Origin of the sequence: Leifsonia sp. 2MCAF36 (assembly GCF_052115525.1) — a bacterium.
In the GTDB taxonomy this organism is placed as follows: domain Bacteria; phylum Actinomycetota; class Actinomycetes; order Actinomycetales; family Microbacteriaceae; genus Leifsonia.
Map to the genome: position 1 here is coordinate 114,178 of NZ_JBFRGV010000004.1, position 23,064 is coordinate 137,241.

At 71.2% G+C, this 23,064-nt stretch carries 28 protein-coding genes; 5 read left to right on the top strand and 23 right to left on the bottom strand.

Annotated elements, in window-relative coordinates; genetic code table 11:
* Positions 1–19: 19 nt before the first annotated feature.
* The 8 genes from csrA to fliO are packed head-to-tail and all read right to left on the bottom strand — an operon-like array spanning position 20 to position 6,534.
* A complete protein-coding gene (gene csrA, locus AB4079_RS07795; RefSeq protein ID WP_410783516.1) occupies positions 20–256 on the bottom strand; it encodes a carbon storage regulator CsrA in 237 nt (78 codons plus the stop codon).
* A 9-nt stretch (positions 257–265) separates the two neighbouring features.
* Positions 266–1,060, bottom strand: a complete 795-nt coding sequence (locus tag AB4079_RS07800) for a hypothetical protein (protein ID WP_441786723.1) — start codon at positions 1,058–1,060, stop codon at positions 266–268.
* Positions 1,038–3,095, bottom strand: a complete 2,058-nt coding sequence (flhA, locus tag AB4079_RS07805) for a flagellar biosynthesis protein FlhA (RefSeq protein ID WP_441786724.1) — start codon at positions 3,093–3,095, stop codon at positions 1,038–1,040. The genes AB4079_RS07800 and flhA overlap by 23 nt, the downstream gene beginning before the upstream one ends.
* Positions 3,092–4,186 (bottom strand): EscU/YscU/HrcU family type III secretion system export apparatus switch protein, encoded by a 1,095-nt coding sequence (locus AB4079_RS07810; RefSeq protein ID WP_441786725.1) that lies wholly within the window; start codon positions 4,184–4,186, stop codon positions 3,092–3,094. Before AB4079_RS07810 ends, flhA begins: the two co-directional genes overlap by 4 nt.
* Entirely contained in the window at positions 4,183–4,944 is a 762-nt protein-coding gene (locus AB4079_RS07815; protein ID WP_441786726.1) for a flagellar biosynthetic protein FliR, read from the bottom strand. The genes AB4079_RS07810 and AB4079_RS07815 overlap by 4 nt, the downstream gene beginning before the upstream one ends.
* The gene (gene fliQ, locus AB4079_RS07820) at positions 4,944–5,219 is read right to left on the bottom strand and encodes a flagellar biosynthesis protein FliQ (RefSeq protein WP_441786727.1); all 276 of its coding nucleotides are present in this window, start codon (positions 5,217–5,219) and stop codon (positions 4,944–4,946) included. The genes AB4079_RS07815 and fliQ overlap by 1 nt, the downstream gene beginning before the upstream one ends.
* Complete coding sequence (gene fliP, locus AB4079_RS07825) at positions 5,216–6,052, bottom strand: flagellar type III secretion system pore protein FliP (RefSeq protein ID WP_441786728.1); 837 nt, start codon at positions 6,050–6,052, stop codon at positions 5,216–5,218. Before fliP ends, fliQ begins: the two co-directional genes overlap by 4 nt.
* Positions 6,049–6,534 carry a flagellar biosynthetic protein FliO gene (gene fliO, locus AB4079_RS07830; protein WP_441786729.1) on the bottom strand — a complete coding sequence of 162 codons (486 nt, stop codon included), beginning with the start codon at positions 6,532–6,534 and terminating at the stop codon, positions 6,049–6,051. Before fliO ends, fliP begins: the two co-directional genes overlap by 4 nt.
* Positions 6,535–6,618: 84 nt before the next feature.
* Between fliO and AB4079_RS07835 the strand changes: the two genes are divergently transcribed.
* Together AB4079_RS07835 and AB4079_RS07840 are read left to right on the top strand one after the other, a co-directional pair.
* The gene (locus tag AB4079_RS07835; RefSeq protein WP_441786730.1) at positions 6,619–7,197 is read left to right on the top strand and encodes a formylglycine-generating enzyme family protein; all 579 of its coding nucleotides are present in this window, start codon (positions 6,619–6,621) and stop codon (positions 7,195–7,197) included.
* Between the two features lie 115 nt (positions 7,198–7,312).
* A complete protein-coding gene (locus tag AB4079_RS07840) occupies positions 7,313–8,467 on the top strand; it encodes a hypothetical protein (RefSeq protein WP_441786731.1) in 1,155 nt (384 codons plus the stop codon).
* Positions 8,468–8,525: 58 nt separating this feature from the next.
* Here AB4079_RS07840 and fliN read toward each other — a convergent pair whose 3' ends face one another.
* Together fliN and AB4079_RS07850 are read right to left on the bottom strand one after the other, a co-directional pair.
* A complete protein-coding gene (gene fliN / locus AB4079_RS07845; RefSeq protein WP_441786923.1) occupies positions 8,526–9,236 on the bottom strand; it encodes a flagellar motor switch protein FliN in 711 nt (236 codons plus the stop codon).
* 9 nt (positions 9,237–9,245) lie between these two features.
* Positions 9,246–10,130: a flagellar motor switch protein FliM gene (locus tag AB4079_RS07850; RefSeq protein WP_441786732.1), complete on the bottom strand. Its 885-nt coding sequence runs from the start codon at positions 10,128–10,130 to the stop codon at positions 9,246–9,248.
* Between the two features lie 136 nt (positions 10,131–10,266).
* On the opposite strand from AB4079_RS07850, the gene AB4079_RS07855 reads away from it, so the two are divergent.
* From AB4079_RS07855 to AB4079_RS07865, 3 genes are read left to right on the top strand one after another with little or no spacing between them, the layout of a single operon-like run.
* Positions 10,267–10,593 (top strand): flagellar FlbD family protein, encoded by a 327-nt coding sequence (locus tag AB4079_RS07855; protein ID WP_441786733.1) that lies wholly within the window; start codon positions 10,267–10,269, stop codon positions 10,591–10,593.
* Positions 10,593–11,411 carry a motility protein A gene (locus AB4079_RS07860; protein ID WP_441786734.1) on the top strand — a complete coding sequence of 273 codons (819 nt, stop codon included), beginning with the start codon at positions 10,593–10,595 and terminating at the stop codon, positions 11,409–11,411. Before AB4079_RS07855 ends, AB4079_RS07860 begins: the two co-directional genes overlap by 1 nt.
* Before the next feature lies 1 nt (position 11,412).
* Positions 11,413–12,231: a flagellar motor protein MotB gene (locus AB4079_RS07865; RefSeq protein WP_441786735.1), complete on the top strand. Its 819-nt coding sequence runs from the start codon at positions 11,413–11,415 to the stop codon at positions 12,229–12,231.
* Between the two features lie 11 nt (positions 12,232–12,242).
* Here the strand turns inward: AB4079_RS07865 and AB4079_RS07870 are convergent, their stop codons facing one another.
* From AB4079_RS07870 to AB4079_RS07930, 13 genes are all read right to left on the bottom strand, one after another.
* Positions 12,243–12,992, bottom strand: coding sequence for an ABC transporter permease (locus tag AB4079_RS07870; protein ID WP_441786736.1), 750 nt, complete (start codon positions 12,990–12,992; stop codon positions 12,243–12,245).
* A gap of 122 nt (positions 12,993–13,114) precedes the next feature.
* On the bottom strand, positions 13,115–14,287 hold the full coding sequence (locus tag AB4079_RS07875; protein WP_441786737.1) for a flagellar hook protein FlgE: 1,173 nt from the start codon (positions 14,285–14,287) through the stop codon (positions 13,115–13,117).
* 35 nt (positions 14,288–14,322) lie between these two features.
* Positions 14,323–14,796 carry a flagellar hook assembly protein FlgD gene (locus AB4079_RS07880; RefSeq protein ID WP_441786738.1) on the bottom strand — a complete coding sequence of 158 codons (474 nt, stop codon included), beginning with the start codon at positions 14,794–14,796 and terminating at the stop codon, positions 14,323–14,325.
* 12 nt (positions 14,797–14,808) lie between these two features.
* A complete protein-coding gene (locus tag AB4079_RS07885) occupies positions 14,809–16,299 on the bottom strand; it encodes a flagellar hook-length control protein FliK (RefSeq protein ID WP_441786739.1) in 1,491 nt (496 codons plus the stop codon).
* Entirely contained in the window at positions 16,296–16,991 is a 696-nt protein-coding gene (locus tag AB4079_RS07890) for a C40 family peptidase (RefSeq protein ID WP_441786740.1), read from the bottom strand. The genes AB4079_RS07885 and AB4079_RS07890 overlap by 4 nt, the downstream gene beginning before the upstream one ends.
* Entirely contained in the window at positions 16,988–17,422 is a 435-nt protein-coding gene (locus tag AB4079_RS07895) for a hypothetical protein (protein WP_441786741.1), read from the bottom strand. Before AB4079_RS07895 ends, AB4079_RS07890 begins: the two co-directional genes overlap by 4 nt.
* Positions 17,422–18,735 carry a FliI/YscN family ATPase gene (locus tag AB4079_RS07900; protein WP_441786742.1) on the bottom strand — a complete coding sequence of 438 codons (1,314 nt, stop codon included), beginning with the start codon at positions 18,733–18,735 and terminating at the stop codon, positions 17,422–17,424. Before AB4079_RS07900 ends, AB4079_RS07895 begins: the two co-directional genes overlap by 1 nt.
* On the bottom strand, positions 18,732–19,337 hold the full coding sequence (locus AB4079_RS07905; protein ID WP_441786743.1) for a FliH/SctL family protein: 606 nt from the start codon (positions 19,335–19,337) through the stop codon (positions 18,732–18,734). Before AB4079_RS07905 ends, AB4079_RS07900 begins: the two co-directional genes overlap by 4 nt.
* Positions 19,327–20,337, bottom strand: a complete 1,011-nt coding sequence (gene fliG / locus AB4079_RS07910; RefSeq protein WP_441786744.1) for a flagellar motor switch protein FliG — start codon at positions 20,335–20,337, stop codon at positions 19,327–19,329. Before fliG ends, AB4079_RS07905 begins: the two co-directional genes overlap by 11 nt.
* The gene (fliF, locus tag AB4079_RS07915; RefSeq protein WP_441786745.1) at positions 20,334–21,938 is read right to left on the bottom strand and encodes a flagellar basal-body MS-ring/collar protein FliF; all 1,605 of its coding nucleotides are present in this window, start codon (positions 21,936–21,938) and stop codon (positions 20,334–20,336) included. Before fliF ends, fliG begins: the two co-directional genes overlap by 4 nt.
* Complete coding sequence (gene fliE, locus AB4079_RS07920) at positions 21,938–22,243, bottom strand: flagellar hook-basal body complex protein FliE (RefSeq protein ID WP_441786746.1); 306 nt, start codon at positions 22,241–22,243, stop codon at positions 21,938–21,940. Before fliE ends, fliF begins: the two co-directional genes overlap by 1 nt.
* A complete protein-coding gene (locus AB4079_RS07925; RefSeq protein ID WP_441786747.1) occupies positions 22,243–22,635 on the bottom strand; it encodes a flagellar basal body rod protein FlgC in 393 nt (130 codons plus the stop codon). Before AB4079_RS07925 ends, fliE begins: the two co-directional genes overlap by 1 nt.
* Before the next feature lie 29 nt (positions 22,636–22,664).
* A complete protein-coding gene (locus AB4079_RS07930; RefSeq protein ID WP_441786748.1) occupies positions 22,665–23,006 on the bottom strand; it encodes a flagellar basal body rod protein FlgB in 342 nt (113 codons plus the stop codon).
* Positions 23,007–23,064 lie beyond the last annotated feature (58 nt).

Sequence of the window (23,064 nt, forward strand, 5' to 3'; positions counted from 1 at the left end):
GCCCTTGCCGAGAGCCGGCTCAGAGACCGAGCGACTTCTTGATGAGCGCCTCAGCGTCCTCCGTGCCGGCGGCGCGCTCTGTGGCCTCCTGGTTGGCCTCGGTGACGGCCTTGACCACCTCGTCGCGCTGGATGCGGATACCGCGCGGCGCATCGATGCCGATCCGGACGCCGTCGCCGCGCGCGTCGAGGATCGTCACGACGATGTCGTCGCCGATGAGCACCCGCTCCCCCGCCTTGCGCGTCAATACCAGCATCGCCCCAGCCTATCCGCCGGGTGGTGCGTCCAGCCACAGCACGGGCAGCCCGAGCCGGTGGACGGACTCCGGCGAGGCGGTGAGGGATGCGCCGGTCGCGACCACCGCGTCCACCGCGAGCACCGCATCCACGGCCCGCACCCACTCCTCGGTGTCATCGTGCTTGCGCGTGACGTCGACGGCCACCCACACCTGATCGGGCGCGATGCCCGCCAGCTCCGCTGCGACCGCCGGGACGGCGCAGGGGCCGTCCAGCGCGAAGGCCGCGACGAGCGGGATCTCGCGGCGGACGCCGTCGGCGCGGGCCGCCAGTGCGTCGCGGCGGTCCGCGATGCGCTGCACCTCCGCGGCCGCGTCGGCGGAGGCGGCGAGCACGCGAGCGGCCTCCTGCGGCTGGTCGCCCAAGCCGACCACCAGGGTGAGGTCGCCGCGGCCGCGGAGCCGCGCAGGCGGCGGCCCGACCCCCGCGAGTCGCGACAAGACGTCGCCACTCGCCCCGAATTCGAGCAACGACTCACCCCTCGCCGCCGCACTGGACCCGGCGCTGGACCCGGCGCTGGACCCGGCGCTGGGCGGGGAGGGGCCGTCGAGTTGCGACGTCATGTCGCCACTCGCGACGGATTCGAGCAACGACTCACGAGTCGGCGCAGAGGCATGCGCGGGGGTGGGGACGGCGAGCTCGGGGGCGTCGACGGCGCGGACGAGGTCGTCGAGCACCGCCTGGAACGCGAGCGACGAGGTGGACACGGCGGGCAGCACGTCCTCCTCGCCGCCGACCCACTCAGGCCGCGATCGACTCCGCACCGCGGACCACCCCCACCGTCTCGATGGCGGCCTGGACGGCCGTCACTTCCTGGTACGACAGCACGGCCAGCCCCGAGATCTGCCCGGCGACCAGCCGCCGGATCGCCGGTCGCAGCGCTGGCGAGCACACCAGCACCGCCGAGATACCGGCGTCGTCCAGCCGGCCGGCCGTGTCCCGGAGAGAAGCGAGCACCGCCTCCAGCCGCACCGGGTCGAGCACGATCTGCATCCCGGATTCGGACGGACGCAGACCCTCCAGCATCGACTGCTCGAGCCCTGGGTCGATCATGATGACGCGCAAGGTCCCGCCGTCGATGTGCGGGGCGACGACCGCCGGTCCGAGCGCCGCGCGGGCCGCCTCCACCAGCCCTTCCGGGTCGTTCGACAGCTTGGCGCGCAGCGTGAGCGCCTCCAGGATGCGGGGCAGGTCGTTGATCGGGACCTGCTCCGCCAGCAACCCCTGCAGCACCCGCTGCACCTCGGCGAGGGACAGCAGCGCCGGGATGAGCTCCTCCACCGCCGGCGGGTTCACCTGCTTGACGCCCTCGGTGAGCAGGCGGACGTCCTCCCGGGTGAGCAGCCGCCCCGCGTTCGCCGTGATGATGGAGGACAGGTGCGTGATGAGCACCGACACACGGTCGATCACGGTCGCGCCGCCGAGTTCGGCGCTGTGCCGCATCTCGGACGGAATCCACTTCGCCGGCAGGCCGAACACCGGCTCCACCGTCGGGGTGCCCGGCAGGTTGTCGAGGGCGTCGCCCAGCGCGAGCACGCGGCCGGACGGCGCCTGCCCGCGCCCTGCCTCCACGCCGGCGATCTTGATGACGTACGTCGATGGCGGCAGCTCGGCGCTGTCGCGCGTCCGCACCGGCGGCACGATCACCCCGAGTTCGAGCGCGATCTTGCGCCGCAGGGCACGGACCCTGGCGAGGAGGTCGTCGGATGCTCCACTGACGATGTCGACCAGGTCGGGCGCAAGGGTGATCTCCAGCGCGTGCACCCGCATCTGCTCGATCAGGTCTTCGGTCGTCTCGGTCTTCGTCGCCGTGGCCACCGCGTTCTGCGCCGCCTGCGCCTTCTTCTGGGCGGCCTGCGACGTCTTGATCCGCTGCGACGCGAAGATCAGGAACGCCCCGACCAGCACGAAGGGGATCGGCGGCATCCCGGGGATCAGGGCCATCACGATGGCGGCGCATCCGGCGATCATCAGGGCGTTCCGCGACTGGCTGAGCTGGTTGCTGGCGGTCGTGCCCATGTCGGACTCGGCGTTCGACCGGGTCACGATCATGCCGGTGGACACGGCCATCAGCAGCGCGGGGATCTGCGAGACCAGCCCGTCCCCGATGGTCAGCAGCGTGTACGAGTTGACCGCGTCACCCAGCTGCATGCCGCGCTGGACCATGCCGATGGCGATGCCGCCGACCACATTGATGATGATGATCAGGATGCCCGCGATCGCGTCGCCCTTCACGAACTTCGAGGCGCCGTCCATCGCGCCGTAGAAGTCCGCCTCGGCCGAGACCTCCGCACGCCTGGCGCGGGCCTGCTCCTCGGTGATCAGTCCGGCGTTCAGGTCGGCGTCGATCGCCATCTGCTTGCCCGGCATCGCGTCGAGGGTGAAGCGCGCCCCGACCTCGGCCACGCGCTCTGCACCCTTCGTGACGACGATGAACTGGATGACGACGAGGATGAGGAACACCACCGCCCCGATGATGATCGACCCGCCGACCGCCACATGCCCGAAGGCCTGGATGACCTGCCCGGCGAACCCGTCGCCCAGCACCAGGCGGGTGGAGGCCACATTGAGCCCCAGCCGGAACAGCGTCGCGACGAGCAGCAGTGACGGGAAGACGGAGAAGTCGAGCGGCTTCTTGACGAACATCGTGGTGAGCAGCACCACCAGCGCCAGCATGATGTTGACGATGATGAGCAGGTCGAGCAGCCACGACGGCACCGGCACGACCAGCAGCATGATGATGCCGACCACGCCGATCGGCACGGCCACCTTCGCGGCGAGTCCCTTGTTCGGCTTCATGACAGCCCTCCCTGCAGTTGGGGTCGCATCGTGTGGATTCCGGACGCCGAGCCGCGCTGCTTCAGCGACATGACGAAGGCGAGGACGCGGGCGACCGCGTTGTACAGCTCGACGGGGATCTCGTCGCCGACCTGGCAGCCCGCGTGCAGCGCCCGGGCGAGCGGGATGTCCTTGACGATGGGCACGCGCTCCTCCTCGGCCTTCTCGCGGATGCGCAGCGCGATCTCTCCCGCGCCTTTGGCCACGATGCGGGGGGCGGATCTGCCCGGCTCGTACTTCACGGCGACGGCGATGTGCGTCGGGTTCACGAGCACCACATCCGCCCCTCCGATCGCCGCGATCATGCGGTTGCGGCTCATCGCCAGCTGACGGGAGCGCCGCTGCGAGCGCACAAGCGGGTCGCCTTCGCTGTTCTTGTTCTCGTCGCGGACTTCCTGCTTGCTCATGCGCGTGTGCTTGCGGTTGCGGCGCATCACCACGAGCACGTCCAGCCCGGCGAGGACGAGACCGGCGCCGACGGCCGCCTGGAGAAGCCCGGCCGTGCCGCCGGACGCCGCGGACAGCAGGGAGGCGAGCGGCATGGACCCGGAGCCGAGCAGCACCGGCATCAGCCCCTGCACGACGAGGAACAGCCCGATGGCGACCACCGCCGACTTCAGCAGGGTCTTCGCGCCCTCCCAGAGGGCGCGCATCCCGAACACCCGGCCGAGGCCCTGCACCACGTTGAACTGCTCGTACTTGCCCTGGAGCTTCTTGAAGTGGATGCCGCCCTGTACCGCCGCGGCGCCCACCACGGCGAGCGCCCCGACGGTCAGCAGCGGACCGATGGTCGCCATGATGCTGCCGAGCCCGGCGCCCAGGGCCGCGACGGCCCTGGCCGGATCGGGGCTCTCGATCACCGAGCGGACGGAGAACAGCTGGTCGATGGCGGCGGTCGTCCCGGTCTGCAGCGTGAACGGCAGCATCACCGCTGCGGCGCCGACACCGACCCACGCGGTCAGGTCCGTGGACTTGCTGAGGCGGCCCTTGGAGCGCGCCTCCTTCATCCGCTTGTCGGTCGCCTTCTCGGTGCGTTCCTGCGCGTCGCTCACCGGGCCACCCCCAGCATGGTCTTGACCGCCGTGTCGGTGAGGCCGGAGACGACGCCGGGCAGCGCGACGAAGACGATGGCCGACAGCACGACGGTCAGCATGATCTTCAGCGGGAAACCGAGCGAGAAGGCGTTGAGCGCGGGCGCGACGCGGGTGAGCAGCCCCAGGCCGACGTCGGCCAGGAACAGCACGACGATCAGCGGACCGGCGATCTGGAGGGCCGCGAGGAACATCTGGGTGACGCCGTTGACCATCTCCTTCGCCGGGTCCGCCATGTTCAGCCCGCCGGCGAGCGGGATGGCGTCGAACGAACGCACCAGGCCCCCGATGATGAGCTGGTAGCCGCCCGAAGCGAACAGCAGCGCCAGCGCGGTCAGCTGGAACATCCGGGTGAACTGCGCTCCGTTGATCATCGCCTGCGGGTCGAACGCCTGGGCCAACTGGAAACCGCCGAACAGGTCGATCAGGCTGCCCGCCGACTGGATGGCCGAGAAGACCAGGAAGACCAGGAACCCGAGCGTGGCCCCGACGGCCAGCTCGCGGACCATGTCGAGCAGGAAGGCACCGGTGTCACCCGAGCTGTAGCCGGCGCCCGCGCGCGGCGCCACGGCAACGGCGAGCCCGATCGCGAGCATCCCCTTCACCTGGGCCGGGAAGCCGTTGTACGAGAAGGGCGGGGCGATCACCAGGAACGCGACCATGCGCAGCGAGGCCAGTGCGATCGCCTCGATGGAGGCCAGGTCGATAGGGATGTTCATCAGCCGCCGCCCAGCAGCTGGGGAATCTTGTCGAACAGCACGTGGGTGAACGACACCAGCTCGGCGATCATCCACTGCCCGCAGATGATCAGCGCGATCGCGACCGCCGCCGCCTTCGGCACGAACGAGAGGGTGACCTCCTGGATCTGGGTGATCGACTGCACCAGCGAGATCGCGAAGCCGACGACGAGCGCCGTGATGACGATCGGGGCTGCCAGCTTCGCCGTCACCAGGAGGCCCTGCATGGCGATGTCCAGAACGGCGCTCGGGTTCATCCGCCGCCTCCGTAGCTCGTGATGAGGCTCGAGATGACGAGCCCCCAGCCGTCGACCAGGACGAACAGCAGGATCTTGAACGGCAGCGAGATCATCACCGGCGGAAGCATCATCATGCCCATCGACATGAGCGCGGCCGAGACGACCATGTCGATGACCAGGAACGGCACGAAGATGACGAAGCCGATGATGAACGCGGCCCGCAGCTCGGAGATCATGAAGGCCGGGATCAGCGTGAGCAGCGGGACCGAACCGATGTGCTCGGGGTTCGGGCGTCCGGCAGCGCGCGTCATCAGCGCGATGTCCTCCTCGCGGGTGTGCGCCGCCATGAAGCCGCGCAGGGGCGCCTCGGCGGCGTGCGCGGCGGCCGTGAAGTCGATGTGCCCGGCGAGGTAGGGCTGAACGGCGGAGTTGTTGATGTCGACCAGCACCGGGCTCATGATGAACAGGCTCAGGAAGAGTGCCAGTCCGGCCAGCACCTGGTTCGGCGGGATGGACGGCAGCGCGAGAGCGTTCCGGGTGATCGCCAGCACCACGAAGATCTTGGTGAACGACGACATCATCAGCAGCAGGGCGGGAGCCACCGAGAGCACGGTGATGCCGACGAGGGTCAGGATGGCCGCGTTCGGTGTGCCGTTCGGTCCGTTGATGTCGAGGGTGATGCCACCCGTGCCGCCGGAGCCAGCGGGTCCACCCGGGCCGGTCGGCGTGGGGACGGGCGTGGGGACGGCGTGCGCCGCGTTGGCGGTGAGCAGCACGATGGCGACGGCGACCAGCGCGACCAGGACGCCGGCCAGGGCGAGGCGAGGGAGTCGCCCGGCGCGCGCCGTCACTTCCTAGGCCGCACCGCCGAACTCGCCTGACGCCACGTTGCCGGGGACAGGATCGAGCCTTTGAGTGCCTCGTCGAAGAGCGAGGCGCGTCCCTGCGCCGTGAGGAAGTCGGCATCCTGCCTGGTGGTGCTAGAGGTGGTGCTAGTGGTGGTGCCGCTTCTGTCGGTGGTGCCGGTCGCGGCCTGCGCCTCGCGGACGGGTTTCAGGGGCGTGACGTCCGCATCCTGCGGACGGTCGGCGGTGTGGAGCACGGACACCTGACGCTCGGTCACACCGAGCACGAAACGGTTGCCGTCCACATCCACGACGACGACCGACGCCTTCGGCCCGATGCCCTGCCGCCCGACGACCGTGACCGCGTTGCCGCGACGCCGGCGGGCGGAGCTGCGACCCTTCGTCACGCGGCGCTGGACGAACCACAGCAGCGTCACGATCACGCCCAGCACGACGAGCACGCGCAGGGCGATGAACAGGGTCTCCACGGTGCGCACTATCGGCCGTCGGGCGCTCCCCGTTAGGTCGAGACGGTGAGGTGCTCGCAGTTGCGGCCAACACGCTGTTCCGAGGTGCAACTACGAGCACCTCGTCGACCGGGCTTCGAACTCGGCGTCTTCGCCGTGACGGAGGAGTGGGAGGGCCTCGACCCCGCGTACACGTTCGACGGTGAAGACGTCACCTGGCACGTGGATGCGGACGGCTACCGCCTCCCCACCGAAGCCGAGTGGGAGTTCGCCTGCCGTGCCGGCTCCGCCGCACCGCACTACGGTCCACTGCACGAGGTGGCCTGGACGAGCGCCGACGGGTTGTCCGCGCCCGCCGACGCCGGCCTACGCCTCCCCAACCTCGACGGCGTGTTCGACACGCTCGGCAACGTGTGGGAGTGGTGCTGGGATCTGCTCGACCCCGGACGCTACCGGGACTACCGGGTGTTCCGGGGAGGCGGCTTCGCCGACGACGCCTGGAGCGTACGGGCGTCGGTGCGCCGTGGCGGTCCGCCGCGCACGCAGCACGAGGACGTCGGGTTCCGGTTCGCACGCGGTGGCTTCGACGCGGCGGCCGCTGCTCAGGGCTGGTCCGCGGCCCAGGATGCGGAACGCGCGGGCCTCGACGGACCGCTCCCGCCGGGCTGGACTCCGCTCGGCTGACCGACGCATCCGGTTGCTCTGGTTGCACGCCTCTTATCTATAGGATCGGTTCGCGCCGACGTATGCGACCGCTCTGCGGTCGTGACCGGCGTGCGGGACCGATAGGGGACGAGCGGTGAGCGATACGCGGAAGCGGACGTGGCGACTCTGGGTGACGATTACGGCGTTCGTCGTGCTGGCAACGGGCGCCGGGATCGGCGCGGGCTGGGGCTGGCGTGCTCTCGCCGCCGACGCCGCCACGACAGCGGACCGACAGCTGGCCACCGCATCCCGGTCCCTGTCCGACGTGAGCGATCAGCGCGGCGAGGCGATCGACAAAGCACGCGCTTCGATCACGTCACTGGACGCGTTCACCGAGCACAATCGCCCGGACTACCTGTCCGAGGCGGCCGAGAAAGCACTCGTCGACGCACACGCTGCCCTGCAGGCCAAGAGCAAGGGCCTCACGCATGCGGCCTTCGATCCGCCCCGCGTGGCGCCGGTAGGGGCGGACCTCCTGCCGTGGACGGTCCTCCAGCACGTGCAGCGGGCGGAGCAGCTGGCCCGGCAGGAGCAGGCGGTCAGCAAGGCGCGGGCGGCCGACCTCCGGGCGCTCGAGACGGCGCAGAAGGCGATCACGCAGGCCGCCAGCACGGTGTACACGGAGCTCGCCGCCCACGGCGAACAGGTGCTGACCGCGGATACGTCCGCCACCTACGCGAGCAAGATCGAGCTCCGGCACGCGATCGACGACGGCAAAGCGGGCGTGATGTCGTCGCAGTTCGGCGGCTCCGGGCTGCTGCAGATCATGTCGACGATCGACGGGGTGAACGCCGCGGAGAGCGCGGGTGAGGCCGCGAAACAGGACCCGGCCTATCCCGTGCGCGCCCAGATCGAGGACTACGCCCGCTCGATCGCGCACGGGGTCACGCTCGACTTCGAGTGGCACAAGGAAGTCAGCGGTCTCGGCGACGGCTGGTACTCGGGCACGACCCAGTACCATGACGACGACGGCGGCTGGGCGACCATCGACCTGAACTTCACCCTTCAGGAGGGTTGGACGGACGGCGACGTCGACGCGAAGGCCTTGGTCACCCACGAGGTCGGTCATGCGCAGGTGGTCCGCCCCCAGTGCAAGCCGCTGTTCGAGGGGCCGACCTTCCAGAGCAATGACGAGATGTGGGCGACCGCCTGGGCCATCTCGATGGGGTTCGACGTCGGAGGCTCTGGGATCGAGGCGTACGGGCGTCCCTCGGACGCTCAGATCGCCGTCGCCGCTCAGTGCCGCTGAGGCGCCGCACGATTTGGCACAAATGTGCGGCGGCGGATGCGGGGGCGGTAGCGCCAGGTCAGTCGAGGTCTTCTGCGGTGTCCAGGATTTTGGTGATCCGCACCGCGTAGTCCTGGTCGACGACCACGATCTCGCCGTGGGCGATGAGCCGGCCGTTGAGGAGCACGTCGGCGGGTGATCCGGCCGACCGGTCCAGCTCGATGACGGCGCCGGGCTCCATGCCGAGGATGTCGCGGACGGCCATCCGCGTGCGGCCGATCTCGACCGTGAGCGCCATCTCGACATTGCTGATGCGAGCCAGCTTGCCGCCCAGCGCGCCCCCGCCGGAACGTTCGGCGATGGATGCGCGCCCGCGCACCGCAAACCACCCGGCGACGCCCGCGGGACCGGACAGCGCGAAAACCGTGGTCGCCGGGTCCGCGAAGAGTTCCGCGGCATCCTCCGCCCGGGCGTCATCCAGCACACCGGCGCCGAGCGTGTCGCTGGCCGCCTCGAGGGCCGGCTGCAGCACATCCTGAAGCGCGACGACCGGCGAGCCGTCCGCCCCCTCGTCCACCAGCCGCGGCGCCTCCAGCAGCACGACGGCGAAGTCGGCCGAGACGGCGCCGACGAACGTCGCGACGACGGCTTCCACGCCGGCCCGCACATCCGACCCGTTCGTCAGCAACGGGGTGAGCGGCGCGCCGGTCGGCAGGACCCGGGCGAGTGCGTCGGCGGCAGCCTGCGCCTGGCCGAGGGAGAGCCCGGAGGCGTTCGCGGTGCTGGTCATGCTCATAGTTCAGTCCTCTGTGTTGATGACCACGCAGGCGAGACGGGAGCCGCTTGAGCCGAGGCCGGCCGAGGCGACGGTGTGTCCGCCGACGGTGAGGTCGAAGGGTCGGTGCTGCGGATGCGGCAGCGGGAGCAGGTCGCCGACCGCCAGTCCCAGCACCACGCTCGGACGGACGGAGGCGGGGGTGAGCCGCAGCGCAACCTCCACCGGGACCTGGGCGAGCTGCGCGTCGATGAGTTCGCGTGCGTTGTCGGTGCTGTGGGTGGGGTTGGTCTCGCCGAGCTGAGGGAGCAGAGTGACGGCCGGAAGCGCAACGGTGGCCCGCGCGGTGTTCTCCCCGACCCGCAGCTCGAACCCGGCGACGATCATCAGCTCCGAGGTCGCCGCCGCCTGGGCGAACTGCGAGTTGTACTGGATGGCGTCCACCGCGATCGACGTCACCAGCAGCGAGCCGAGCGAGTAGCGGAGGTCCTCCAACGCGTCGTCCATCAGCCGGCGGACCAGCGCGTGCTCGATCTGCGTGAAGGTGCGCTCGTGATCCACCGGGGTGCCCTGACCGCCGAGCATCGCGTTCACCCAGGACAGCGCGGCCACGGTCGGGAACTGGATGACGGCCTTCGGCGCGACGTGCTCCAGCTCGCACAACACCATGGCGGTCGTGGCGGGCAGCGACGCCGCATACTCGTCGTACGTCTGCATCTGGACGTAGTCGCACTCCACCTGGCTGAGCACGCGGACCTTCGCGGTGAGCTGGGTGCCCCACTGCCGGGCGAACGTCTCGAACGCCAGCTCGAGCACACGCGAATGCTCGCGCGCGAGCGTCGTCGGCCTCCGGAAGTCGTAGACCGGCGCCTCGGGCGCATCCGGCGCCGGGGCCTGCAGAGTCGTCACGAAAGGGACTATCGGCCGGTGCGCCGCTCGCGTTAGCGGCCCGTCGGGAACCCGCGGTCCCCCTAACGACCGACCGGCCCGGGCCGATAGTGCACTGGTGACGGCTCACCCGGAGCCGAGACCAGGATTCGCGCCCATGATCGTCGTCACCCGACTGAACGACACCCAGTTTGCGGTCAATCCCGACCTGATCGAGCGCATCCACGCCAGTCCGGACACCACACTCGTCATGGTCGATGGGGCGAAGTTCATCATCACCGAGTCCATCAACGAGGTGATCGAGAAGATCGCCGCGTACCGGGCGCGCGTGATCGCCCTCGCCCACGACCTCCCCGCCGCCGGCCCGCGCCCCGTGCCCGCGCCCCAGCGCGGACTCGTGGCGCTGACCGGCCTGGAAGACGACGAAGCGGCGGTGGCTCACCCCGAGGCCCGCGCCGTCCCCCTCCGAGCAAGGAAGAAGTAATGGACCCGGCAACGATCATCGGCATCGTCCTCGCGTTCGGCGCCGTCGTCGCGATGGTGACGATGGAGGGCGCGCAGCTGAGTGCCTTGCTTCTCCCGGCCCCGATGGTGCTGGTCTTCGGGGCCACCATCGCGGTCGCCATCGCGAGCGGCACGGTCAGGGACTCCGTGGTGGCGGTGAAGGCGCTCCCCCGCGCGCTCCGCGGCAAGGTCGAGCCACCGCAGCAGGTGATCGACCAGGTGGTCGGGCTGGCCGAGAAGGCGCGCGCCAACGGGCTGCTCGCCATGGAGCAGGAGGCGGAGGGCGTCGAGGACCCGTTCCTGAAGCGCGCCCTGCAGAACATCGCCGACGGCACGGACGGCGACGAGCTGCGGGTGCTGCTGGAGGACGAGATCGCCACCCGGTCCAAGAAGGACCGCGTCGCGGCGAAGTTCTTCAGCGCGATGGGCGGCTACGCGCCCACGATCGGCATCATCGGCACGGTCGTCTCACTCACGCATGTTCTGGAGAACCTCGCGACGCCGGGCGAGCTCGGGCCGCTGATCGCCAGCGCCTTCGTGGCCACCCTCTGGGGTCTGCTCTCCGCAAACTTCCTGTGGCTGCCGCTCGGCGCCCGCCTGCGCCGGCTGTCCGAGCTGGACGTCGAACGGATGACGCTGCTGATGGAGGGCGTGCTGGCCGTGCAGTCCGGCAGCCAGCCGCGCCTCCTCGGCGAGCGCCTGCGCGCAATGGTGCCGGACGGCGACGCCGAGAAGCCGGCAGCGAAGAGCGCCAGGGCGGCCCGCGGCGCGAAGGATCCCGTCGAGGAAGCCGCCTGACATGTCCGCCCGCCGTCGCAAGAAGCACGAGGAGCCCGAGGAGCACGAGAACGAGGAGCGCTGGATGGCCTCCTACATGGACATGGTCACCGTGCTCATGTGCATGTTCATCGTGCTGTTCGCGATGTCGACGGTGGATGCGAAGAAGTTCGAGCAGCTGAAGGACTCGCTGGCGACCGGCTTCGGCCAGGTGAAGACGCAGAAGGTGGACACCGCATCCGGCATCGTGGTCCCGCCCAAGCACGTGGACGAGTCGGGCACGTCGACCGAGTTCGCGCTGGCCCAGCAGGAGGCGCAGAACCTGCAGCACCTGAAGGACCAGATCCAGGCGGCGCTGACCCGCGACGGGCTTCAGGATGCGGTGGAGCTGAAGATCGACGAACGCGGACTCACCATCGGGCTGGTGGGCAACTCCACCTTCTTCGACTCGAACCGTGCCGAGTTGAGCGCGCGCGCCGTCGCCGTCCTGAACGACATCGGCCCGGTGCTCGCACCCACCCCCTACTCCGTCTCGGTCGAGGGACACGCCGACCTGCGCCAGCCGGGCGCCCCCTACCCCACCAACTGGGAGCTCTCCTCCGGGCGCGCGACCAGCGTGCTGCGTCACCTCGTCGAGGCGAACGGCTTCCCGCAGGGGCGGATCGCGGCCGTCAGCTTCGGCTCGGCGCGCCCGGTCGACGGCTTCACGGGAACGACGGATGCCGACCTCGCGCAGAACCGCCGAGTGGATGTGGTGGTGCTGTCAGCGCAGGCGGAGGACGTCCGCAAGCTCATCCCGCAGGCGGCCCAGGCCGCGCCGACCGCCGTCGGCGCCGGCTGACCCTTCGCGGTTCAGCGCAGCGCAGCAGGGCGCACCCGGACGGGCGCGAGCCACGTCGAGACGATCACCGCCGTGATCGCGCCGGCCGCCATGATCGCGGCGAGCACCACGACCTGGAAGCGGCCGGCTTCGAGCGGTGACACTCCGCCGAAGATCGCGCCGACGAACGCTCCGGGCAGCGTGACCAGCCCGGTCGTCTTCGTCTGGTCGACGGAGGGGATGAGCGCCGAGTAGACCGCTCCCCGCGCCTGGTCGAGCGTGGACTGCCGCGGAGTGGCGCCGAGCGCGAGCCAGCCCTCCACCTCATCCCAGTGGTCGCCCACCGCCTCGGCGAACCGGCGCCCGGCGAGCGTGGCGATGCTCATCGAGTTGCCGATCACGATGCCGCCGATCGCCAGCGCATACCGTGCGCTGAACTGGATGGCGCCGGTGAGGAACACGACCGAGAACGACACGATGACACCGGTCGCCATTGCGGTGGCCATCATCAGCGCGTGCTGCCCGGACCAGCCGATCCGGTGCGTGGCGGTGGCCGCAGCCACCGAGAACATCACCAGGAGGGCCAGTGCCACCCAGACCGGGTTGGTGATGACGCCGGAGAGGACGACGCTGATGACCGCCAGCTGGGCCGCTCCCCGCAGAATCGCCAGGGCGGGAGCCCAGCGGTGCGGCACCCGGTAGGCGGCGAGCACCGCCACGGCGAGCAGCGCGAGCACCGCGACGCCGAGCACGGTCGGCGCCAGCTCCTGGAGGATGGGCACGGACCGAGCCTACGACGTGGACGCCGCCCCGGCCGTCCCCCGCCGAGCCGTGAGTGGATGTCGGAATCCGGCGCGAGTGGTGACGAGATGTCGCTACTCGACGACCCTGCGGGGGCGTGCGCTCAGCGCTTCAGGTTGGTCAGCTCCTGGAGCACCTCGTCGGACGTGGTGATGATGCGGGCGTTCGCCTGGAAGCCGCGCTGCGCGACGATCAGGTTGGTGAACTCCTGCGACAGGTCCACGTTCGACATCTCGAGCGAGCCGCCCTGCAGCTGGCCCAGGCCGTCCTCGCCGGGACCGCCCAGCTGGGCCGCGCCGGAGTTGACCGTCCCGCGGTACGTCGAGCCGCCCGCCTTCTCGAGGCCGCCCGGGTTGACGAACGTGGCGAGCGCGATGCGGCCGACCGCCTGCTTGTCGCCGTTCGAGAAGAGGCCGGTGATGGTGCCGTCCTTGTCCAGGGTGAAGGACTCCAAGGTGCCGGCGGCGCGGCCGTCCTGGTCCTTGAACGCGACCGTGGTGATGCCGGAGTAGCCGGTCACCGCTGCGAGGTTCACCGCGACCCCGCCGACCGTCAGGGCACCACCGCCGGTGAGCACGCCGTTGGTGAACGTGAGCGTTCCGGTGCCGGTGGCGCCGGCGGCATCCGCGCCCGCCACATCCCAGCCGGTCGCGTTTTTGGTGAAGGTCAGCGTCAGCTTGCGCGCGGTCCCGTTGGCGTCGAAGACGTTGATGTCGCGAACCAACTGGTCACCGTTCGTCGCATCGGACGGCAGGTTGCCGGTGACGTTCGCGCTGGTGGATGCGGCGGCCGGGGTGACCGCCTTCAGCGGGATGGTGATGTCGCTGAGCGCCCCGCCCTGCTGCACCACGCCGTTCACGGCGTTCCAGCCCTGCAGGATGGCCCCGCCGGGTCCGACGAGGCGCCCGAGCGCGTCCGGGTCGAGTGAGCCGGCGCGCGTGTACACGGTCTGGCCGCCGACCTTCATGACGAAGAATCCGTCGCCGTTGATCATCATGTCGGTGGAGCGGCCGGTGGCCTGGGCTGCGCCCTGGGTGAAGTTGGTGGAGATTCCGGCGACCAGCACGCCGAGGCCGATCTGCGCCGGGTTGGTGCCGCCGGTCTCGGCCTGAGCGCCGCCGGCGCCCTTCACGAGCTGCGAGAGGGTGTCCTGGAACTGCACGGCGGACGACTTGAACGCTGTGGTGTTGACGTTGGCGATGTTGTTGCCCGTGACGTCGAGCATGGCCTGGTGGGAGCGGAGGCCGGAGATTCCGGAGTAGAGCGAGCGGAGCATGGTGGTTCCTTTCGTGAGGAAGGTCGAAGGGGAGGTCAGGCGGTCGGCGCGGTCGTGGGGCCCGATGCGCCCGAGCCGGTGCCGGCCGGGCTGACCACGCCGAGGATGGAGTCCAGGGCGATCTTCTGGTCGCCGATGGTGACGATCGGGACGGACCCGGCGTACGAGACGGACGACGCGGTGCCGGTCTGCGCCGTCCCGCTCTTGTCGAGGTAGCTGACCGTGTGACCGATCAGCGCTGCCGCCGCCTGCCGCATCTGCAGGGCGAAGCCCTCCTGGGAGGTGGTGTCCATGCTGGTCAGTTTCTCCATGGTGGCCAGCTGGGTGGTCTGCGAGATCATCTGGTTGGTGTCCATCGGCGAGCTGGGGTCCTGGTTGCGGAGCTGGGTGACCAGCAGCTGCATGAACGCCTCGCTGTCGAGCGACTGCTTCGGCGCGCGCGTGGGGGTGCTGGAGTAGATGCCCCCGGTGGAGGCGGTGTCTGCTCCGGTGATGGGGTCGACGGCCACGGTGGCTCCCTTCTAGACGATCAGGTCGATGGTGTGCGTGGACCCGTCCGCGGTCGCGGCCGGGGTGGAGCGGGTGGATCCGGCGGGCGCCGTGTCCGGTCGGGGCTCGTCGCGTCGCTGGCCGAGTGCCTCGCGGCCGCCCGCGGGCGCGTCGTGCTGCGGCGAGGGCTGGTTCTGCGATGAGAGGTCCAGCGAGGCGGTCAATCCCGCCCCGGTCAGGTCGCGCCGGAGGTCGGGCAGGATCGCGCGCAGCGCATCCCGCCCCGCGTCGGTCGGTGCGAACAACTCGACCCGGACGCCCTCGCCACCGACGTGCGCCCGCACGGTCACCGGGCCCAGGGTGTCCGGGGTGACGTGCACGGTCATGACGTGTTCGCCGGCTCCTGCCGCCGCCAGGGTGAACACCGGGCGCGCGAGCTGAGTGGTGAGCGGCGGGGCGGTGGATGCGGCCGGTGCGGGCGGTTGGGCGGCCGGTGCGGCGAGGGCGCGGTCAGCGGGAGCCGTCGCGACAGGGCCAGGCGTGGCGGGCGCAGCGGTCGGACCGGGGGGCTCTGCGGTCGGCGCCTTAGGGCGAAGGGATGCGGTGGGTGCGACCGCTGCCGACGGACCGGTCGCCGCCGGCACTGTCGCCGAGGGCGCTGTCGCCGAGGCCGGCACCGCCGCCGGCGCAGCAGCGTTGGCGGGTCGAGAGTCCGTTCGGATGAGCCGGGTCGCCGCGCCGGGACCAGCAGGTGCGGCGTCGGTAGCGGAGGCGGCCGCTGCGGCCACGACGAGCGCGGGTGACGAGCCGCGGGCCGAAGCGTCGGTGGCGGGCGGTGTCGCCGCCACTCCTGCCGGGACGCGACTCGCCTGAGTCGAGGTCGGCTTCGGCCGAGCGGTACCGGGCACCACGGTCGGAACGTCTGCGGCGACCTCCGTCGCCAGCGAGGAAGCCGCCGCGGGGGCCGGAGACACGGCGGCGAGTGCGGTCGGCGCGGAAGTGTCCGCCGCGGCCGCTTGGACATGGGGCAAACCGCCTGCAGCGGTGGACTGCGACGAGGCGGCGGTGGCAACGCCGGCAGGGAGCGCTACAGCGGCCATCACCGCAGCGGGTGTGCAAGGGACGACGGCCGGCGGACTCGCGACGGCATCCGGGACCGGGATCACCGCGGGGCTTGCGGGAGTCGTATCGCTTGCCGTTGCCGTCGCGGCTGCCGCTGCCTCCCCCTTCGTCTCCGTCGCTGTATCGCTCGGCGTCGTCCCGACGTTCTGCCCCGCGTCGGCGCCGGCATCGGCACGCTGTGAGCGCGTCGTGTGGCCGTTGCGCACCCCGGGCCGGTCCGCGTGACGATGCGCCGCATCCGCTCGCTCGTCGTTGTGGCCGCCGCTCCGCGGGCTCGCGTCCACCGCTCCGCGCAGGAACGCGCCGAACGCGTCGGACGAGGCCTTCCCGGCGCCTGCCGTCGCCGGCCGGCCGGCCGGTGCAACCGCCGGCGGCCCCGCGGTCACTGCTGCCGGGTTCACTGCGATCCCCCCTGCGCCAGCGACGCGAACAGCGAGCGCAGCATGTCGGCCTGGGCGGATGACCCCGAGCCGTACGCCGAGGCGGCCGCCGCGGCCGCCGCGCTCGCCGCGGGAGCCGCCGGCGCCGCCTGCGGCACCAGCCGGCGGATGGTCACGATGTCGGAGTCGCTCATCCAGTTGTCCACCAGGCTGACGTTCCGTCCTTCGCTCGGGGCGTGGATCACCTTGCCGTCGCCCGCGTAGATGACGATGTGCTCGCCCCCATTGGTCACGATGATGTCGCCCGGTTTCGCCTGCGCCAGCGACGGCACCTCCGTTCCGACCTTCGACTGGCCGGAGACCAGGCGTGGAACGTCGATGCCGAGGTCCTTGAACACGCGCTGCACGAGGCCCGAGCAGTCGAGTCCGGAGGCGCTGGTGCCGCCGAACACGTAGGGGACGCCGAGGTACTTCTTGGCGTCGGCGACCACGTCGGCGCCCGTCACTCCGCCTGCCGGGGTGCCGTCGGTCGCGCCAAGCGCGCCGGAGAGGGCCGAGGCGAAGTCGGTGGCCGAGGTGGCCGAGGTCGACGCGCTCCCCGAACCCGCCGACGCCCCGGCCGCCGAGGTGGTCGGCGACTTCAGCCCGGTGTCCAGCTGGACCAGGGTCGCCTGGATCTGCGCGATCCGGCCGATCGCATCCGTCACAGTCATGCTTCTCCGCCCTCCCGGGCGCGCTGCCACGCGCCGGTCGCGACCTCGTCGATGGCGGCCTGCTCGGTGCGGAGGTCGCCCGCGACGACGCCATCGCGGTGGCGCGTCTCGAGCTTCTCCAGCCCGACCGCGCGCTTCTTCGCCTCCGTGAACGCCTGCTGCGCCGCCTCGGCCTGTGCTTCGGTCTGCGCGGTGAGGGCATTCAGGTCGGCGAGCATGCTGCGGCTGGAGGCCCGCGCCGCCGCCATCGCGAACAGTGTGCCCGAGTCGGTGGCGTCGGCCGGCACCGCGTGCAGCGCGGCGATGGCACGCGCCTGCCGCTCCCCCGCATCCCGCCGCAGTGCATTGGCCGCGGCGAGGTCGCTCGCCGCGTGCTCCTTCTCGATCTGCCGCAGCCGGAGCAGCCCGGCCAGTGCGAACGCTCGTGCCATCACGCGCCTCCCAGCATTCCGATGAGCGCCTCGAGGCGTGCCCACGATTCGCCTGCGTCGGCCGGCTCGGCGATGCCCTGCTGCAGGAACGCGTCGATCGCGTCTGCGTGGGCGACGGCGGCATCCACCTTGGGGTTCGTGCCCGGCTTGTAGGCGCCGACGTCCAGCAGGTCCTGCGCGGCCACCTTGGCGGCGAGGATGCTGCGCAACGCCACGGCTGCAGCCCGCTGCTGCTGCGTGGTCACCCGGGTCGCCAGCCGGGAGACCGAGCCGAGCACGTCCACGGACGGGAAGTGTCCGACCACCGAAAGCCGCCGGTCGAGCACGACGTGCCCGTCGAGGATGGAGCGGGCGGCGTCGGCGATCGGCTCGTTGTGGTCGTCGCCGTCGACCAGCACCGTGTACAGGCCGGTGATCGAACCGACCTCGCCGGTCCCCGCGCGCTCCAGCAGCTGCGCCAGCAGCGAGAACGTCGACGGCGGGTAGCCTCGGGTGGCCGGCGGTTCGCCCGCCGAGAGGCCGATCTCGCGCTGCGCCATGGCGACGCGGGTGAGCGAGTCCATCATGAGGACGACGTCGGCACCCTCGTCGCGGAAGGCCTCGGCGATCCTGGTCGCGGCGAACGCCGCACGGAGTCGCATCACGGCGGGCTCGTCGGAGGTGGCCACGACGACCACCGACCGCGCGAGGCCTGCCGGGCCGAGGTCGTCCTCGAGGAACTCGCGCACCTCGCGGCCGCGCTCCCCCACCAGCGCGATGACGGAGACCTGGGCGTCGGTCCCACGGGCGATCATCGACAGCAGCGATGACTTGCCGACCCCTGATCCGGCGAACAGCCCGAGGCGCTGCCCCCGCCCGGCGGTCACCATCGTGTCCAGCACGCGCACACCGAGGCCGAGGGGCTGCAGGATGCGCGCGCGGCGCATCGCGTCCGGCGCGCGGTTGCCGAGGGTGACGAAGCCGTCGGGCGCGATCGGTCCCTTGCCGTCGACCGGCCGGCCGAGGGCGTCGACGACGCGGCCGAGTATCCCGCGCCCGGTCGGCACGAGCAGCGGTGCACGCACCGCCCGCGCGGGCGCGCCTGCCGCGACGCCCGTCAGCGGCCCGTACGGCATGACGCGCACGCGCTCGGCGGTGGTGGCCACGACCTCGGCGTGGACGCCCGGGTTCTCGCCGATGACGACCACGTCGCCGATGGCTGCAGGCACACCTTCCAGCTCGGCGCCCAGGCCGACGACTCCGCTGACCCGGCCGACGCGCTCGACGCCCGCCGCTTCGACGGCGGTCCCCCAACGGCTCAGGACGGAGCTCACGAGAGCGCCCCCTTCGCCCGCGCGAGAGCCTCTTGGATGCGCGCATCCAGCCACCCGGTCGGCAGCTCGCCGATCGCATCCCCGCGAGACAGCGTCGGGTCGGCGATCAGGCGCACGTCCCCGTCGACGAGACCCGCCTGGCGGAGCGCCTCCACGTCGTCGGGGTGCAGGCGCACGGCCGGGACAGCGCCGGCGTCGACCGCCGACACCACGCGCTGAACGGCAGCGCGCGCCGCACTCAGTCGGTCCTCCAGCGCGACACCGACCACCGCGGTCGCCAGCTCGAAGGCCGCCGTCACGAGCGCCGACTCCGCCTCGGCCAGCACGGGCACGGTCGCCTCGCGCAGCTCGATCGCGGCACCGCGCAGGGCCGACGCCAGCACCGCGACCCGGTCGGCCGCCTCCGCGCTCTCCGCGGCGCGCGCGTCCTCCGCGGCCGCGAGCCAGCGCCTCTGTTCCTCGGCGGCCGCGCGCCCGCCCTCGGCGAAGCCCGCCGCGTAGCCACGCGAACGGGCGGCCGCCATCGCGGCACGCTCGTGCTCCGTCTCGGCCAGCACCGGGACGGCGTACGGCTCGAAGGCCGGCGCAGCGTCACTCGACATACGCGTCCTCGTCCCCACGCTGCACGGTGATCGCGCCCGTCGCCTCCAGGTCGCGGATGGCCCGCACGATCTCGGCGCGCGCGTCCTCGACCTGCGAGACGCGGACCGGGCCCAGGATGCGCACCTCGTCCTCGAGGATCTCGCGGTTGCGCTCCGACAGGTTCGTCGTGATGATCTCGGTGACCCCCGGCGTCGCGCCCTTCATCGCGACCGCCAGCACCGCGGCATCCACCCCGCGGAGCACCTGCTGCACGTCGCGCGCTTCCAGCCGGACGATGTCGTCGAACGTCAGCATGCGCGACCGCACCTCTTCGGCAAGCTGCGGGTCGCGCTGCTCCAGCGCCTCCAGCAGCGCCTTCTCGGTGGCCGCGTCGGCGCGGTTGATGATGTCGACGAGCGGCTGCACCCCCCCGACGGCGTCGGACGACGCGCGCGACGACACGACGGCGCTGGCGCGCTGCTTCAGCGTCTCGGCGACCACGCGGACGGCGTCCGGGCTGGGCGAGCCCATCGTTGCGATGGCGTGCGCCACCTCGGTGCGCGCGGCGTCGTCGAGCCCGGTCAGGATGCGGGACGCGTGGTCCGCGCGCAGGTGCGCGAGCACCAGTGCGCTGGTCTGCGGCAGCTCGCCGGCCAGCAGCATCTGCACGTGGGCCGGCTCCACCGAGTCCAGGAACTCGAACTGCTTGCCCGCCAGGTTCGACGCCACCCGGTTGAGCACGCCCGTCGCGCGCTCGGCGCCGAACGACGCCTCCAACAGCCCGACCGCGATGTCCCGGCCGCCACGCGCGGTCACCGTTCCGCGGGTCGCGAGGTCGTGGAACTCGCTCAGGGCCTTCTCGGCGACGCCGGGATCCACCCGCCGCAGGCGCAGGATCTCCGCGGTGATCTCGTCGGCCTCCTCGTCGGAGAACTGCTTCATCACCTGGGCCGCGCGCTGCTGATCCATGTTCATCAGCACCACGGCGACCTTCTGCGCGCCGCTCAGAGCCGTGCTCATACGCCCGCCCTGTCATCCATGAGGCTGCGGAGGAACTCCGCCGTGCGCTGTGGATCGCGCTCGGCGAGCGCCTCGATGTCAGCCTTGCGGCGGTCCGCCTCAAGTTCGGCCGGGTCGGGCGTCAGGTCGGGCAGCGGGTCCAGCTGCATGGGGACCGTGGGCGCCGCCTGTTCGAGCGCGATCGGGAACGTCCCCGCACCCAGCGCGAGCGTGTCGGCGTCCACGGCGAGGTCGGCCAGCTCGGTCGCACGCCGGCGGCTCCGGCGGAACAGGAGGAACGCGATGATCGCCGCGGCGACGATGGCGGCCGCGATGACGGAGGTGCGGATGAGGCTCGTCAGCTGGTCGGCGGCGGCCGCATCCTTCGTCTCCTGCAGCGCCTTCGCCGCTTCGGTCGCACCCGCCTTGCTGAACGGCACCATCTCGACGCTCACCGAGTCGCCGCGCTTCAGGTCGATGCCGGCGGCCGCGTTGACCAGGTTGCGCACCTCGTTCGCGCTGACCCCGTTGACGGCGTCCGAGTTGAGCGCGACCGAGACGGTCTGCCGGTTGATCGCACCGGCCGGGATGGTGCGCTGCTCGGTAACCTTGTCGACCGCGTTGTCCTTGGTGCTCGACTCCGAGTTGAAGGTTCCGTTGCCGGTGCCGCCGTTCGGGACGGCGATGTTGTCCGGCCCGAGCACGCCCGCGCTCGCACCGCTGCCTGAGCCGGTGTAGGTCTCCTTCTGCGTGGTCTCACTCAGCGACGGGGCCGCGGTGGGGGCCGCGTACGACTCCTCGGTGCGCTGGGCGCTCTCGGTGCTGACGTCCGCCGCCACGGCGACCGTCGCGTTGCCGACGCCGACCACCTTGTCGAGCATCTCCTGCACGGCCGCCTTCACACGGGTCTCGTAGTCGCCCGCCTGCTTGTCCGCTCCCCCGGTCGCGCCGCCGCCGACCGTGCTCAGTACAGTGCCGTCGGCATCCACCACCGCGACATCGGTCGGCTTCATGCCGGCAACAGCCGCGCTGGTCAGGTGGACGATGGCCTGCACCTGGTCGCCGTTGAGCGTGACGCCGTTCTGCGTCTCGACGAAGACCGAGGCCGTCGGGTCCTTCTTCTCGGCCGCGAACACGGTGTCCTCCGGGATCGCCAGGCGCACGGACGCCGTCTTGACGCCCTTCATGGCGGCGATGGTGTTGCCGAGCTCCCCCTCCATCGCCCGCTTGTATGTGACGTTCTGCTGGAACTCGGATGACGTGACGCCCATCTTGTCGAGGAGCGAATACCCACCCGTGGAGGTGGCGGGCAGCCCGGCCGACGCCGCCTTCAGGCGCTCGTCGTACACCTTCTCCTGAGGGACCAGGATGGTGGCGCCTCCGTCCGTCAGCTGGTACGGCACCCCATCGGTGCGCAGCTGGTCGACGATCGAGGAGGCGTCGGAGGCGGCGATCCCCGAGAACAGCGGCGTGTACGACGGCTGGGATGCCCACATCGCGATCCCGGTCGCACCGAGGACGACCACCGCAACGCCGATGAGAGCGATGACCCGCTGGGCCACGCTGAAGCCGCGGATCGCGTCACCGATCCGGCGGAAGAAGCTCGTCACCTGCTGGGGCATCAGGCCTGCATCCGCATGATCTCATTGAAGGCGTCGACCGCCTTGTTCCGGACGCCGGCGACGAGCTCCATCGTCACCTGGGCGCGGGTGGAGGCGAGGGTGGCGTTATGGATGTCGTCCAGGTTGCCGGTGACGGCCTGGATGGCCAGCTTGTCGCTGGTGCCCTGCAGCTGCTGCAGGTTGTCGACGGCGCCGGTGAGAGCGTTGCCGAAGTCCGCTCCCCCGGTTCCGTTCGTCGCAGGCGTCGCGGCCGCGCCGATGCTCGCGGTGACCCCGGAGAGGGCGCCGATGGCGGGGATGGGCATCAGTTCCTCCCGATCTGAAGGGCGGCCTGGTAGGTTTCCTTCGCACGGTCGACGACCCCGGCGTTGGCCTGGTAGCCGCGCTGCGCCATGATGAGCGCACCCATCTGCGACGCCAGGTCGATGTCCGGGTAGCGGACGTAGCCCTTCGCGTCGGCGATCGGGTTGTCCGGCTCGTACACCAGCCGGCCCTCGGCGCTGCCGTAGGCCGCCCCACCGACGTAGACGCCCGAGGTGCCCTCCCCCTCTTGCGCCACGATGTAGCGGGCTTGGAAGGCGGCGCCGTCGGTCGGCTTCGCGGTGTTGACGTTGGCGAGGTTGTCCGAAATGGCGTCCAGCCACTTGCGGTGCAGGGTCAGGCCGGTTCCGGCGATCCCGATGGCGTCGAAGGTCACGTCATGCTCCTTGAGGTCGAATCCCGGACTCAGCTGGTCTTCAGGGCGGCGCGGATGGCGGAGAACTGATTGCCGGCGGCCTGCGAGGCGAACTGGAAGCGCAGCACCGTGTCCACGTTGGAGAGGGTCTCGGTGTCGAGGTTCACGTTGTTGCCGTCGAGCCGCGTGGGTTCGAGCGACCGAGCGGTCGTCGCGCTGGCGTGCCCGTCGTGGCCGGCCACCGAGGCGGCGAGGGCGTCCTCGAACGACACGCGTTCCGCGGTGTAGCCCGGCGTGTTCACGTTGGCGATGTTGTTCGCGATGGCGCGCTGCCGCGCGGCGAGGCCGTCGAGGGCGCTCGCGAGGGCGGCACTGGTCACGGATTCGAGCACAGCTGCACTCCAGGGTCGAGGGGCGGCCCGTCCGTGGCCAGTCGATGAGCGATCCGTG